Source organism: Streptomyces sp. NPDC059875, from assembly GCF_042731085.1.
In the GTDB taxonomy this organism is placed as follows: Bacteria; Actinomycetota; Actinomycetes; order Streptomycetales; family Streptomycetaceae; genus Streptomyces.
The window spans coordinates 135969-150170 of sequence record NZ_JBHWJZ010000013.1 but is presented as its reverse complement, the minus strand read 5'-3'; the positions used below and the strand labels follow the sequence as shown (position 1 = coordinate 150170).

Sequence of the window (14202 nt, the reverse complement as noted above, 5' to 3'; positions counted from 1 at the left end):
ACCCGTTCGCTCACCCGCCGGTGCCCGCCGCTCACCTGCCGGAGGCCGGTCGCTCGCCGAAGGGGCGGGGCCGCCCACGGTTAGCCTGGGGCCATGTCCGACGATCTTGGTCAGTACCTCACCGCCGGGCCCCGCGTCGGCCTGCGGCCCTACTCCTTCGACGACGCGGAGGAGTTCACCGCCCGGGCGCGCGAGAGCCGGGAGCTGCACCGGCCCTGGCTCTTCCCGCCCGACCGCCCCGAGGCGTACGCCACCTATGCCCGCACGCTGATCGAGGACCCCGCCAAGGCCGGGTTCCTGGTCTGCGAGCGCGCGGAGCACGGGCGGATCGCGGGGTTCGTCAATATCAACAACATCGTCCGCGGGGCCTTCCTCAGCGGCGCCCTGGGTTACGGGGCCTTCGCGCACGCGGCCGGGCGCGGGATGCTCACCGAGGCGCTGGGCCTCCTGCTCCCCTACGCCTTCGGCCCGCTCGGCCTGCACCGCCTCGAAGCCAACATCCAGCCGGGCAACGCCGCTTCCCGGGCACTCGTCCGCCGGGCCGGATTCCGGCTGGAAGGGTTCTCGCCCGCCATGCTCTTCATCGACGGTGCCTGGCGCGATCACGAGCGATGGGCGATCACCGCTTGTAGTTGATCTTCATGGTGTCCATGTCCGTGACGGACGACCTGAGTTCGCCGAAGCCGTGCCCGAGCTCCTTGAGCGCCGTCTCCACCCGGTCCTCGGCGATCGCCGCCGCCAGCTCCTCGCCGTCCGCCGCGTCCGAGACCACGACCAGCCGGTACGAGAAGTGCTTCAGCGTCCTGTCGTACGCGAGCGAGCCCTCGGGGGTGAACCGCATCGCCGTCATCCCGTGCGCGTCGACCTCGGCGAGCAGCCGGGCCCGGCTCTCCTCCGACAGGCCGTCGAACGTGCCGCGCACGATCACTCGGTAGGTGTGCTCGGTGCTCATTCCCCTGGTCCTCACGTCGTTCACCTCGGGCGTCGAAGATCCAGACTACGGCGGCGAGGACGCGGCGCATGCGGAATATCGGCGCCGCGGGCGGCGAGGAGCCGGCCCTCGCCACCGGCCGCGGCCAGCGGGACCCCACGGCCCTCGTCGTGGCAGCCTTTACCGAAGCCTGACGTGGAGAGCCCCTGGTCAGGAGCGGGCCCGCCGTGTTCCATGGTCGACATGACGACCGTACGACGTGCCGTACTGACCCTGCCCGCGGCCCCGTTGGGCCCGGACAACCCGCTGCCCGCGCTGCGGAAGCTCGACGCGGCGCACGCGGTCGACGAACCGGCCAAGGAGGACATGCCGCGCGACATGGCGCGGCAGCTCGGCCACGCCCCGCTGCGCTCCCTCCTCCCGGTCCCGGTCCGTGACGGCTACGGACGTGAGCGCACGCCCACCGCCCTCGACGCGATCGTCCTCGAGAACGACCGGGTGCGGGCGACCGTGCTGCCCGGACTCGGCGGCCGGGTCCACTCCCTGCACCACAAGCCCACCGGACGCGAACTGCTCCACCGCAACCCGGTGTTCCAGCCCGCCGCCTTCGCCCTCAACGGCGCCTGGTTCGCCGGGGGCATCGAATGGAACATCGGCGCCACCGGCCACACCACGCTCTCCTGCTCCCCGCTCCACGCCGCCATCGTCCCGGCCCCCGGCGGCGGGGAGATGCTCCGCCTGTGGGAGTGGGAGCGCCTGCGCGACCTGCCCTTCCAGGTCGACCTGTGGCTGCCCGAGGACTCTGACTTCCTCCACGTGGGCATACGGATCCGCAACCCGCACGAGCGGGCCGTCCCCGTCTACTGGTGGTCCAACACCGCCGTCCCCGAGGACCGTCGGGTCCTCGCCCCCGCCGACGAGGCCTGGTACCACGGCTACGAGCGCGGCCTGCGCCGCGTCCCCGTCCCGGTCGCGGAGGACGGCACCGGCACGGCAGAGGACCGCACGTACCCGCTGCGCAGCACCCTTCCCGCCGACTACTTCTACGAGGTCCCCGAGGCGCGGCGGCGCTGGATCGCCGCCCTCGACACGACCGGCGCGGGCCTCGTCCAGACGTCCACGGACCTGCTGCGGGGGCGCAAGCTCTTCCTCTGGGGCTCGGCCCGGGGCGGCCGGCGCTGGCAGGAGTGGCTCACCGAACCCGGCGCCCCCGGCTACGCCGAGATCCAGGCCGGACTCGCCCGTACCCAGCTGGAGCACCTGACGCTGGAGGGCGGCGCGGAGTTCAGCTGGCTGGAGGTGTACGGACCGCTGACCGCCGAGCCGACGGCGGTGCACGGAGCGGACTGGGCGGCGGCCCGCGCGGACGTGGAAGGGGTCCTGGAGGAGGCTTTGCCGCGCGCCGCCGTCGAGGCCGCGTACGAGGCGTGGCGCGTCGGCCCGGCCGACGCCGCACCACTGACCTTCCTCGCCACGGGATCGGGCTGGGGCGCGCTGGAAGTCCTGGCCGGGGGCCACGAGTTGCCCGGGACTCCGTTCCCCTTGTCGACCCTGGGGGAGGAACAGAAGCCGTGGCTGGAGCTGCTCCGCACCGGCGTGCTGCCGCAGCCGCACGAGGGTGCCGCACCGGGGCCGGCGCTGGTCGCGGACCACTGGCGCGACATGCTGGAGACCGCGCCCGCGGAGCCGTTCACCGAGTACCACCTCGGAATCGCGCAGTGGCACGCGGGTGATCTGGCGCAGGCGGTACGGAGCTGGGAGCGCGGACTCCGACAGGCCCGTGTGCGCTGGCCGTTGCTGTACTGCCTGGCCGTCGCCGACGAGGAGGGCGGCCACCCGGAGCGGGCGGCCGAGCGGTTCGCGGAGGCCTTCGACGCGCTGCCCGCGGACGGCGACGCCGTGGTGACCGCCGCCCTGGGCCATGAGGCCGTCACCGCGCTCCTGGCCGCCGGCCGCGTGGCGCGGGCCCGCGCCCTGTGGGAGCGACTGCCCGGGCCGGTCCGCGGCCGCGGGGCATTCCGGTTCCTCGAGGCCCGCCTTCTCCTCGCCGAGGCGCGGAAGAGCGAGGCCCGCGCCGTCTTCGACGCGGGCTTCGAGGTGGCGGACCTGCGGGAGGGCGCCGAGGTCCTGGGCGAGGTGTGGTCGGCCCTGACCGACGAACCGCTCCCGGACTTCTACGAGTTCCGGATGCGCCCCTAGGGCCTGTCCGGCGGATCATGGTCGGACAGGGCCCAGCGGGCGGGGCCGCCGACGGCTCAGGCCGCGCGGCGGTCGACGTACTCGAAGACCGAGCCGTCCGGGTGGACCGCGATCAGATTGCGGCCCACCGGGGTCGGGACCGGGCCGGCAACGATCTTGGCGCCCGCCTCCGTCAGCCGGGTGAACGCCGCGTCCACATCCTCGACGGAGATGGTCGCGGCGACCTTGCGCAGGACCTCCAGCTCCGACTCGGGCCCGCTCATCAGCAGGAAGCAGCCGATGGCCGCGACCGAGACCCCGCCCCGCTCGAAGCGCAGGGCGGAAGCGCCGGTGAGCCGCTCGTAGAAGTCCACTGCCGAATCGAGGTCGTCGACGCAGACACGTAACGTGGTCCCCAGAATCTCCATGGGGACGAGCCTAGTTGAGGGTCAGGAGACGCGGCACAGGATCTCGCCGTGCGGGACCATGAACCAGGCGTCCTCCTGCCGGCCCCACTCCCGCCACGCCTCGGCGATCGCGGTCAGCGTGTCGGGCGTCGTGTGGCCGCCGTCCACGGCCAGCTTCGCGTACACGGACTCCGTCGTCCGGTCCGCCCACAGCCCGCTCCACCACGCCCGCTCCTCCGGTGTCGCGAAGCACCAGGTGCCGGCCGTCGCCGTGACGTCCGTGAACCCCGCCCGTCGCGCCCAGGCGAACAGCCGCCGCCCGGCGTCCGGTTCGCCGCCGTTGGCCCGGGCGACCCGGGCGTACAGCTCCTGCCACGCCGCCAGGGCGGGCGGCTCCGGGTACCAGGCGAAGGCTCCGTAGTCGCTGTCCCGGGCGGCGACCACGCCGCCCGGTCGGCAGACCCGCCGCATCTCGCGCAGCGCCTGCACCGGATCGCCCACGTGCTGCAGCACCTGGTGGGCGTGGACGACGTCGAAGGAGTCGTCCGGGAAGTCCAGGGCGTGGACGTCCGCGACCGCGAACTCCACGTTCTCCAGGCCCCGTTCGGCGACCACGGCCCGCGCCTTGGCCAGGACGTCCTCGGCGGCGTCGACCGCGGTCACCCGGCCGGGCGTGACCAGCGCGGCCAGATCGGCGGTGATGGTGCCGGGGCCGCAGCCCACGTCCAGGACGTCCAGGCCGGGCCGCAGCTCGGGGACCAGATACGCCGCGGAGTTCGCGGCGGTGCGCCAACTGTGCGAGCGCAGTACCGACTCGTGGTGGCCGTGGGTGTAGACGGCGGTCTCCTGCGGCCTGGACTGCTCGGAGGCATGGGTCATGACCGGACTCCCTCGTGTGGGTGGGTACGACCACGGTACGCGCACCGGCCGTATAGTGAGACCTCGATCTCGCGATATGGACACACCTGGTAGGTGTCGGTCAGTGGAACAGGCGCCGCCGGTACCGGAGTTCGTCGAGCGTCCGGCCCGCCGTCACGTCCTGGACGACCGTGCCGTCATGCCGCCAGTCGGCCGCCTCGTAGAAGCGCCGCCCACGGGCGTTGTCCGCAAGCACCCACAGCGCCGCCTCGCGGAACCCGCCCGCCACCAGCGCCTCCTCGGACGCGGCGAGCAGCCCCCGGCCCACCCCCGTGCCCCACACCTCGGGCAGTGCGTAGAGCGCGGCGACCTCCCCGGTCGTGCCGGGATCCAGATCGTCCTCCGGCCAGGCCCGGACACAGCAGAACCCCACCACCCGCCCGTCGGCCTCCGTCGCGACGAGCACGGTGGGCGGCTCCGGCGCGCCCAGCCGCACCGCCCAGACGGCCGTGCGCTCCTCGACGTCCAGGCCGTCGAGGTACGGGCGGGGGAGCAGGTCGCGATAGGCGGCCTGCCAGGACCGGACATGGACGGCGGCGATCGCCGCCGCGTCCTGGGGGCGTGCTCCACGGATCGGCATGCGCCGCATTCTCGGGGGTTCCCCGCACCAGGGGCGAGCGGATATCGGCCGAAGTACGGCCAGGGCATCGGCGGGCACGCAGGTGGTACGGGCGGGCACACGGCCCGGATACCGGCGGGCATACGGGCGGGACGGGCGGCACCGGCGGGACATTGGCGGGCATACGGGCGAGCGGCCTGGGTACCCGGGCGGTGTGGATCCCGCAGCTCCCGACGGCGCCGCAGGCACGTGGAGGAAGGCTCTCGATGCGGAACGAAACGATGACCTCGCTCGCCCGGCAGCTCCGCGTCGATGCCGTACGCGCCGCCGACGCGGCCGGCTCCGGCCATCCGACCTCCTCGATGTCGGCCGCCGAGATCGGCGCCGTGCTGCTCGCCCGGCACCTGCGTTACGACTTCGACCGCCCCGACCATCCGGGCAACGACCGGCTCGTCCTCTCCAAGGGGCACGCCTCGCCCCTGCTCTACGCCATGTACCGGGCGGCGGGCGTCGTCGGCGAGAGCGAGCTGCTCACCTTCCGCGGCAAGGGGAGCCTCCTCGAAGGCCACCCCACACCCCGGCTGCCCTGGGTGGACGTCGCCACCGGCTCCCTGGGGCAGGGCCTGCCCATCGGGGTCGGCATGGCGCTGGCAGGCAAGTTCCTCGACCGGGTCCCGTACCAGGTGTGGGTGGTCAGCGGGGACAGCGAGATGGCCGAGGGGTCCGTCTGGGAGGCCGTCGAGCACGCCGCGTACTGCCGACTGGACAACCTCACCCTGATCGTCGACGTCAACCGCCTCGGCCAGCGCGGCCCCACCCGCCACCAGCACGACCTGGGCGCCTACGCCGCCCGCCTGGAGGCCTTCGGCTGGCACACCGTACGGATCGACGGCCATGACGTCCAGGCCGTCGACGCGGCGCTGCGCGAGGCCCGCGCGACCGTCCGCCGGCCCACCGCCGTCCTCGCCGCCACCCGCAAGGGCCGGGGTGTGGCCGCCGTCGAGAACCGCGAGGGGATGCACGGCAAACCGCTCAAGGACGCCGAGGCCGCCATCGCCGAGCTGGGCGGCAGGAGCGACCTGCGGGTCCAGGTCACCGATCCGCCCGCAGCGCTGGTGCCGCGGCTCGCCGGCGACGGCACGCCACGGCTCCCGAAGTACGGCAAGGGCGAGAAGGTCGCCACCCGGGACGCCTACGGACACGCCCTCGCCGCACTCGGAGACGTGCGCGGCGACGTCGTCGCGCTGGACGGCGAGGTCGGCGACTCGACCCGTACCGAGTTCTTCGCGAAGGCCCACCCCGAGCGCTACTTCGAGTGCTGGATCGCCGAGCAGCAGCTGGTGGGGGCCGCCGTCGGGCTCCAGGCGCGCGGCTACGTCCCGTACGCCTCGACCTTCGCCGCGTTCCTCACCCGCGCCTACGACTTCGTCCGGATGGCGGCCGTCAGCCGGGCCGGCATCAACCTCGTCGGATCGCACGCCGGGGTCTCCATCGGCCAGGACGGGCCGAGCCAGATGGGCCTGGAGGATCTGGCGATGCTGCGGGCGGTGCACGGCAGCACCGTCCTCTATCCCTGCGACGCCAACCAGACGGCGAAGCTCGTGGCGACCATGGCCGACCTCGAAGGCGTCCGCTATCTGCGCACCACGCGCGGCGCCACCCCCGTCGTGTACGGACCCGAGGAGGACTTCCCGGTCGGGGGGAGCAAGGTGCTCCGCAGCCACGGGGAGGACGACCGGGCGACCGTCGTCGCCGCCGGGGTGACCGTGCACGAGGCCCTGAAGGCCGCCGACCGGCTCGCCGAGGAGGGCATGCCGGTCCGGGTGATCGACCTCTACTCGGTCAAGCCCGTGGACACCGAGACGCTCGACCAGGCGGCCGGGACGACCGGCTGCGTCCTGACCGTGGAGGACCATCACCCCGAGGGCGGGCTCGGCGACGCCGTCGCCGAGGCCTACGCCAACGGACACGGCGGGATGCCCCGCCTCGCACGACTCGCCGTACGCTCGATGCCCCTCTCCGCGACCCCGGAGGAACAGCTCCACGAGGCGGGCATCGACGCGGATGCGATCGTCTCGGCGGTCGAGCTGATGCTGGAACGCGTCCTGGTCCGCTGAACCGGACACGACCGACGCGGACACAACCGACGCGGGCACGATCGCCGCGGGCACGACCGGCGCGGACACAACCGACGCGGACACGACCGGCGCGGGCGCTCGGCGGGCCGGGCGTCCCCTCCGTCACCCGGACGGCCCTGGTCGAGCCGGCCCGGCACCGCATGGGCCCCTCGCTGCCCACCCGCCTCACCGGCCCCGTCCCGGCCGTCCCCGAAGCAGCGAACCACCCCGAACCTTCGTATAAAGGGCACTATGGGCGTCGTGCGGGGCGCCACCCGGTGCTCAGGAGGTGCGGGAGATGCGGCAGACGGCTCCGGAAGGCCGCGGGCCGGTGCGTTACGGACCTCCGGCCCCGGAACCCGGCATGCCCGTGCTGCCCGGACTGGCCGCGCTCCTCACCGCCGCCGCGGACCGTACCGCCGTCGAGTCGCCCGGCGGCGGGCCCGTGCTCCGTGAGGCCGCCGCGGGCTACTGGTGGCGGCGCGGCCTGCGCACCCACGCCGAGGACGTCGTCGCGGCCCCGGGCGCCCGGCCCCTGCTGCTCGCCCTGATCGCCGCCCACGGCGGCGACGTCCTGATGCCCCGGCCCTGCCCCGCCTGGTGGACCCCGCAGGCCCGCCTCCTCGGCCGCCCCGCCTACCACGTGCCCACCCCCGCCGAGTGCGGCGGCGTCCCCGACCCGTACGCCCTGCTCGAAACCGTCCGGCGGGTCCGGGCCGAGGGCGGCCACCCCCGCCTGCTGCTGCTCTCCGTCGCCGACGACCCCACCGCCACCGTCGCCCCGCCCGAACTGGTCCGCGAGGCGTGCGAGGCCGCCGTCGCCGAGGGGCTGCACATCATCAGCGACGAGACCTGGCGCGACACCCTGCACCGACGCCACGACACCGTGCTCCTCAGCCCCGCCGAGATGTGCCCCGACGACGTCACCGTCCTCTGCGACCTGGCCGGCGCCCTCGCCCCGGCCGCCTGGCCCTGCGCCGTGGCCCGCTTCCCGCCCACCGACCCCTCGCGCGCGGACCGCTACACCGACCCCCGGGCCCGCACCCTGGACATCCTCACCGCGCTCGGCGGCTTCGTCGCGGGACCGGTCGCCCCCGCCGCCGCACACGCCCTCGACGAACCGGAGGACGTCACCGTACGCGCCGCCCTCTCCGCCGCCCTCCACGCGCGCGTGGCCGCCGCCGCGCACCGGGCCGTCCTCACCGCCGGCGCCCTCGCCCGGCCCCCGCAGGCCGGCCGCCACCTCTACGCCGACCTCGGTCCGCTCCGGGCCGGGCTCTCCGCGCGGGGCGTCACCGACTCCATGGAGCTGGAGAACCACCTCAGCGAGCGGCTGGGCACCCCGGTCCCCGGCGGGCACCGCTTCGGCGACGAACTCGGCGCCCTGCGCGTGCGGTTCGACACCGGCGCGTTCCTGGGAGCGACCGAGGAGGAGCGGATGGAAGCCCTCACTTCGGCGGACCCGGTGGAATTGCCGCACGTGGCCCGTGCGTTGAGTGCCTTCGGAGCCGCTCTTGAGGAACTCCGATGACCTTGCCGGTACTTCGGACTCCCGGGCGCCCGTACGCACGCCTGTAAGACGTCCCCGACGGACTGCGCAGAACGGAGCACGCAGATGACGGAACAGACGGCACGGCCGACGCAGGCCCCGCAGAGCGCACCCGACGGCCGGACCGCCCCCGCACCCGCCCTCCAACCCCTCGGCCGGATCCGGGACGACTGGCCGCGCTCCTTCGCCGACCGTCTCACCGCGCCGCTCCCCGGCGTCCGCGCCATGGCCCGACTCGCCCGCGAGGGCGCCGTGCGCCCCGGCTCCGACGGCCTGCGCGACATCCCGCTGCTGCCGTTCGCGCCCGGCCCGCTGCCCGCCGCGGGGCCCGACACGCTCGCCGTCACCTGGGCCGGCCACGCCAGCTGGATCGTCCACGCCGGCGGTCTGACCGTCCTCACCGACCCCGTGTGGTCCCGCCGGATCCTCGGTACCCCGGCCCGGATCACGCCCGTCGGGGTGCGCTGGGAGGACCTGCCGCCGGTGGACGCGGTCGTCATCAGCCACAACCACTTCGACCACCTCGACGCCCCCACCCTCAAGCGGCTGCCCCGGGACACCCCCGTCTTCGTCCCCGCCGGCCTCGGCCGCTGGTTCACCCGCCGCAGGTTCCACCGCGTCACCGAACTCGACTGGTGGGAGGCGGCAGAACTCGACGGCGTGCGCTTCGAGTTCGTCCCCTCCCACCACTGGTCCAAGCGCACCCTGCTCGACACCTGCCGCTCGCTGTGGGGCGGCTGGGTGATCACCGACCCCTTCGACCGACGGGTCTACTTCGCCGGCGACACGGGCTACGGCCACTGGTTCGCCGAGATCGGGCGCCGCCACCCCGGCATCGACCTCGCCCTGCTCCCGATCGGCGCCTACGACCCGCGCTGGTGGCTCAGCGACGTCCACACCGACCCCGAGGAGGCCGTCCGCGCCTTCCAGGACCTCGGTGCGCTGCGCATGGCGCCGATGCACTGGGCGACCTTCGTGCTCTCCTCCGAACCGGTCCTCGAACCCCTCACCCGGGTCAGGGCCGCCTGGGAGCGGGCCGGACTGCGCCGCCAGGACCTCTGGGACCTCCCCGTCGGGGCCTCACGCGTGCTCGCTCCCTGACCTGCTGCCGCGCTTGGCGCCCCGTACCCGCCGCCACAGCGCCGGAGCTGCGCTGATCAGCACCGTCAGCGCCACCGCCGCCACCACGCCCTGCCAGGGCTCGGGGAAGAGCGAGCCGCCCAGAATCCCGATCAGCTGGTACGTCGCCGCCCACGCCAGACAGGCCGGCAGGTCCCCGCGGACGAACCGGCGCAGCGGCACCTCCGCCAGCAGACACGCCAGCATCACCGGAATCCGCCCCGCCGGCACCAGCCGCGACAGCACGAGCACCGACACCTGGTGCGTCTCCAGCTTCGCCTGCGCCTGCGCGAGCCGGTCGGGGGCGGCCCGGCCGCGCAGCACCGCCAGCCACCGCGAGCCGTTCCGCGACCGCACCCCGCGCTGCCCCAGCCAGTACAGCGCCACGTCCCCCAGGAGCGCGGCGGAGGCCGCCACCAGGAACACGAAGAGCAGCGCCAGGGGAGAGGACTGGTGGAAGGCGACCACCGCCGCCGAACTGACGATCGCCCCCGTCGGCACCACCGGCACCAGCGCGCCCAGCGCCACCAGCAGGAACAGCGAGGGATAGCCGACGGCCTGCTGCGTCGACTCGGGCGGCAGCTCCCGCACCGCCCCGAAGAGACCGTCGATCACCGGGCGACCTCGGGCCGCACCCGCTCGCCGTGGCCCAGCAGATGCACCGCCACCTTCGGCGCGAGCCGCGCCGCGTGCCGGACGAACTCGTCGCCCGGCGCGTGGAACTCGTGGGGCCGGATCGCGTCCATCCCGATCGGCCAGTACGTGCCGTAGTGCACCGGCACCGCCGCCGCGGGGGAGAGCGCCGCGAGCGCCTGCGCCGCCCGCCCCGCGTCCAGATGCCCGTGTCCCAGATATGGCCCCCAGCCGCCCACCGGCAGCAGCGCGACGTCCACCGGGCCGACGGCCTCGGCCATCCCGTCGAAGAGACCGGTGTCGCCCGCGAAGTACGTCCGCGCCTCGCCGTCGACGACGTACCCGAGCGCGGGGGAGCGGTGCGGCCCCACCGGGAGGCGCCGCCCGTCGTGCAGCGCCGGCACGGCCCGTACGGTCACGCCCTCCACCGTCACCGCGTCGCCCGGCCCGAGCTCCGTCAGTCGCAGCCCCCGGCCGTCGAGTCTCCGCAGCCCCGCCACGGCCGCCGGCGCGCCGCGCGGCACGATCAGCCGCGTCCCGGGGGCGAGCCGGGCCAGCGACGGCAGATGCAGATGGTCGGCGTGCAGATGGGAGACGAGCACCACCTCGGCGACCGCGGCCTCGGGCGGCGGAAGCGCGCCGCGCCGCCGCCGCAGATGTGCCAGCCGGCGCGCGAAGAGCGGATCGGTGAGGAACCGGACCCCCGAGTCCTCGACCGTGCAGGTGGCATGACCCCACCAGGTGACCTCCACCGGTACGCCGCCCTTCCGCCCGAGTCGATGCGCTGGTAACGAGGGTAGATGTCCGAAGCGGGCGGCGCGGGGCGTCCGGGGCGGGCCACGGGGGTAGCCATCGTGGAGCAAGGTGATGGGAGCCGTGGTGAGCACGATGGGGACGACCTGCCATTCGGCGCAGTGTCCGCGCTGCGGGGGCGTGCTGACCGTCACCCAGGACGGCTGGAGGATCTGCCACACCTGCGGCTACTCCTCGCCGCCGTGAGGCCCGCGCGAGCCCCGTCCGTGAGCCCCGCGCGGGCCCGGCCCGTGAGCCCCGCGCGAGCCAAGCCCGTGCGGGCCGTGCGAGCCCCGGATGCGCCCTCCTCGCGGACTTCGGTTCGGAGTAGGGTCGGTCCATGGACGACGTTCGGGTGGCGGCGATCGCCAGCCTCACCCCGCTCGAGGAACTCGACAGCGACCCCTTCCTGGTCGACACGCGCAGCCAGCACGAGATGTGCGCCCGCTGGGCCCTCGACAAGGGCTATGTCGTGACGAGGCAGCTGCTCTGCTACGGGATCCGGCCCGACCACGACGCGCTCTGGTCCGACGTGGACGCCGGGCACGTCGACCTCTTCGTCGCCCCCAACGAGCGTGTGCTCGCACGGGCGTTGACCGACGCGTCCGCGTTCTTCGCGGAGTGCGAGCGGCGGGGCGTACGGCTGGAGACCGCCGGTCTCGACGAGCCGGCCTACGACGCCGCGGGCAAGGCCGACGTACACCGCCGCCTCTCCATGCCCACCGCCGGCTACGACGGCTGCTGAACCCGCGGGAGCCCCCGGCGGGCGCCCCGCCCTGCGCCACGTGGGTGATGTGCCACGCTTGAGGCAGGTAACGGGTGAAAGGTGAACCGGGCGTGGGTGACGGGCGATGGCGTACCGCCGGCCGCTGGCGGACCGCGGGGAGCGCCCTGGTGCGGGTGATCGTGGTCTGGGCGGTGTCGACCTTGACCATGCTCGCCCTGGCCGGACTGCTGCCCGACTTCCAACTCCAGTCCGCCGACGGCGACAGCATCACCCGTACCGCGCTCACCGCCGTCTGGGGCGCCGGCGCGTTCGGTCTGCTCAGCGCGTTGGTGTGGCCCGTGATCGTCCGTGCGCTGCTCCTCGTACCGGCCCTGGTCCTCGGCCTGTTGGTGTTCTTCCTCAACGGCTCCCTGCTGCTGATCGCGCTCTGGCTCATCCCCGACGGCCGCGGCGCCGCCGACCCGGAGACGGCCGTCGTGGTCGCCGCCGTGATGTCGGCCGTCGCCTCGGCCACCTCCACCGCGCTCGCCGTACGCGACGACGACGCCTACCGCCGCCGCCTCTACCGGCTCGCCGACCGCACACGCCCCCGGGCGGTGACTGGGGGTCCCCCCACGCCGCCAGGCGTAGGGGGAGGCGCCGAGTCCGCCCCCGGCACGCTCTTCCTGCAACTCGACGGCGTCGGCCACCAAGTGCTCCGCGACGCCGTCGCCGACGGGCTGATGCCGACCGTCGCCGACTGGCTCGACACCACCCACCGGCTCACCTCCTGGCGCACCGACTGGTCCAGCCAGACCGGCGCCAGCCAGCTCGGCATCCTGCACGGTTCCAACGAGGACGTGCCCGCCTTCCGCTGGTACGAGAAGGACACCGGCCGGCTGATGGTCTCCAATCGCCCCGCCGGCGCCGTCGAGCTCCAGCGACGCGCCATCGAACGCACCGGGGACGGCGGTCTGTTGACCGTCGACGGCGCGTCCCGCGGCAACCTCTTCAGCGGCGGCGCCGACCAGCTCGCCCTCGTCCTGTCGATGGCCGCCCGCCGCGGCCGGCGCAACCGCTCGCGCTCCGGGTACTTCGCGTACTTCTCCGACCCCGCCAACGCCGTCCGTACGGCGGGCTCGTTCGTCGCCGAGGCCGCCCGCGAGATGGTCCAGTCGACCCGGGCACGCGTGCGCAAGCAGACTCCGAGGGTCTCGCGCGGCGGCACCTACCCCTTCATCCGGGCCTTCGCCACCGTCGTGGAACGGGACGTCGTCGTGGCCGCGGTGATCGGGGACATGCTGGCCGGGCGGACCGCCGTCTACGCCGACCTCGTCGCCTACGACGAGGTGGCCCACCACTCGGGCCCGCACGGCCACGACACCGACCGGGTCCTCGCCCGGCTCGACCGCTCGCTCGCGCTGATCGCGAAGGTCGCCGAACACGCGCCCCGCCCGTACCGGATCGTGGTCCTCTCCGACCACGGCCAGAGCCCCGGCGAGACCTTCGAGAGCGCGTACGGGCTCACCCTGCGCGATCTCGTACGCGCCGGGTGCGGGCTGCCCGTGCCGCGCCGGGTGCGGCGTACCCGCAGCGGATCGGAGGCCCGGGACGCCGCCCGCGACGCGCTGCGCAGCGCGCTGCACCGGCCGGTGGACGAGGAGGACGGGGGAGCGGTGCTGCCCGACAAGGCCGGGCCGGTCGTGCTCGCCTCCGGCAACCTGGGGCTGATCTCCTTCCCCGGTGTGCCGCACCGGATGACCCGCGAGGAGATCGAGCGCCGCCACCCCGCGCTCCTGCGCACCCTCGCCAACCACCCGGGCATCGGCTTCCTGCTGGTCGCGAGCGCCGAGCACGGCTCGGTCGTGCTCGGGCCGGACGGGGCGGAGGTACCGGTCGCCGAGCTCGCCGACGACGGGCCGCTCGCCGTCTTCGGGCGGGGCGCGGCGGACGCGGTGCGGCGCACGGACGGCTTCCCGCACGTCGCCGACATCATGGTCAACTCGATGTACGACCCGGAGACGGGCACCGTCCACGCCTTCGAGGAGCAGATCGGTTCGCACGGCGGACTGGGCGGCGAGCAGGCACAGCCCTTCCTGCTGTGGCCCGTGGACCTCTCGGCGCCTCCGGCCGATCTGGTCGGGGCCGAGCAGCTGCACCGCGTGCTGCGGAGGTGGCTGCGGGAGTGCGCGGGCCCGCAGGTGCCGCTGGAGATTTCGCCGTCGACAGCCGATTCGGAAGCACTTCTTCCGGTTGATGGCCCGGCCGTGCCGGACAAAAACAGCTGATTTGG

13 protein-coding genes are annotated in these 14202 nt (G+C 74.3%); 7 read left to right on the top strand and 6 right to left on the bottom strand.

Annotation, left to right across the window (positions count from 1 at the left end; genetic code table 11):
• Positions 1-93: 93 nt before the first annotated feature.
• Positions 94-636, top strand: a complete 543-nt coding sequence (locus tag ACFV9D_RS18315) for a GNAT family N-acetyltransferase (RefSeq protein ID WP_385146668.1) — start codon at positions 94-96, stop codon at positions 634-636.
• On the opposite strand, the gene ACFV9D_RS18310 is transcribed toward ACFV9D_RS18315, so the two are convergent.
• Complete coding sequence (locus ACFV9D_RS18310; protein ID WP_385146666.1) at positions 620-952, bottom strand: DUF6204 family protein; 333 nt, start codon at positions 950-952, stop codon at positions 620-622. The two genes, ACFV9D_RS18315 and ACFV9D_RS18310, sit on opposite strands and share 17 nt — an antisense overlap.
• A 213-nt stretch (positions 953-1165) precedes the next feature.
• Here ACFV9D_RS18310 and ACFV9D_RS18305 point away from each other — a divergent pair, with 213 nt between their 5' ends.
• Positions 1166-3130, top strand: a complete 1965-nt coding sequence (locus ACFV9D_RS18305) for a DUF5107 domain-containing protein (protein WP_385146664.1) — start codon at positions 1166-1168, stop codon at positions 3128-3130.
• Positions 3131-3186: 56 nt separating this feature from the next.
• Here ACFV9D_RS18305 and ACFV9D_RS18300 read toward each other — a convergent pair whose 3' ends face one another.
• The 3 genes from ACFV9D_RS18300 to ACFV9D_RS18290 all read right to left on the bottom strand — a co-directional run bounded on the left by ACFV9D_RS18300 (position 3187) and on the right by ACFV9D_RS18290 (position 5014).
• The gene (locus ACFV9D_RS18300) at positions 3187-3537 is read right to left on the bottom strand and encodes a VOC family protein (protein WP_385146662.1); all 351 of its coding nucleotides are present in this window, start codon (positions 3535-3537) and stop codon (positions 3187-3189) included.
• Positions 3538-3558: 21 nt separating this feature from the next.
• Positions 3559-4395 (bottom strand): methyltransferase domain-containing protein, encoded by an 837-nt coding sequence (locus ACFV9D_RS18295; protein WP_385146660.1) that lies wholly within the window; start codon positions 4393-4395, stop codon positions 3559-3561.
• Positions 4396-4495: 100 nt separating this feature from the next.
• The gene (locus tag ACFV9D_RS18290) at positions 4496-5014 is read right to left on the bottom strand and encodes a GNAT family N-acetyltransferase (protein WP_385146657.1); all 519 of its coding nucleotides are present in this window, start codon (positions 5012-5014) and stop codon (positions 4496-4498) included.
• Between the two features lie 245 nt (positions 5015-5259).
• On the opposite strand from ACFV9D_RS18290, the gene ACFV9D_RS18285 reads away from it, so the two are divergent.
• From ACFV9D_RS18285 to ACFV9D_RS18275, 3 genes are all read left to right on the top strand, one after another.
• Positions 5260-7110, top strand: a complete 1851-nt coding sequence (locus ACFV9D_RS18285; protein WP_385146655.1) for a transketolase — start codon at positions 5260-5262, stop codon at positions 7108-7110.
• A 298-nt stretch (positions 7111-7408) separates the two neighbouring features.
• Entirely contained in the window at positions 7409-8641 is a 1233-nt protein-coding gene (locus tag ACFV9D_RS18280; protein WP_385146653.1) for an aminotransferase class I/II-fold pyridoxal phosphate-dependent enzyme, read from the top strand.
• Positions 8642-8725: 84 nt separating this feature from the next.
• Positions 8726-9760, top strand: a complete 1035-nt coding sequence (locus ACFV9D_RS18275) for an MBL fold metallo-hydrolase (RefSeq protein ID WP_385146651.1) — start codon at positions 8726-8728, stop codon at positions 9758-9760.
• Here the strand turns inward: ACFV9D_RS18275 and ACFV9D_RS18270 are convergent.
• Both ACFV9D_RS18270 and ACFV9D_RS18265 read right to left on the bottom strand, forming a co-directional pair.
• The gene (locus ACFV9D_RS18270; RefSeq protein WP_385146649.1) at positions 9740-10393 is read right to left on the bottom strand and encodes a DedA family protein; all 654 of its coding nucleotides are present in this window, start codon (positions 10391-10393) and stop codon (positions 9740-9742) included. The genes ACFV9D_RS18275 and ACFV9D_RS18270 overlap by 21 nt on opposite strands.
• Positions 10390-11163, bottom strand: coding sequence for an MBL fold metallo-hydrolase (locus ACFV9D_RS18265; RefSeq protein ID WP_385146755.1), 774 nt, complete (start codon positions 11161-11163; stop codon positions 10390-10392). The genes ACFV9D_RS18270 and ACFV9D_RS18265 overlap by 4 nt, the downstream gene beginning before the upstream one ends.
• A gap of 380 nt (positions 11164-11543) precedes the next feature.
• Here ACFV9D_RS18265 and ACFV9D_RS18260 point away from each other — a divergent pair, with 380 nt between their 5' ends.
• The gene (locus ACFV9D_RS18260; protein ID WP_385146647.1) at positions 11544-11948 is read left to right on the top strand and encodes a recombinase family protein; all 405 of its coding nucleotides are present in this window, start codon (positions 11544-11546) and stop codon (positions 11946-11948) included.
• Positions 11949-12040: 92 nt separating this feature from the next.
• Positions 12041-14197, top strand: coding sequence for a phage holin family protein (locus ACFV9D_RS18255; RefSeq protein ID WP_385146645.1), 2157 nt, complete (start codon positions 12041-12043; stop codon positions 14195-14197).
• Positions 14198-14202: the final 5 nt, after the last annotated feature.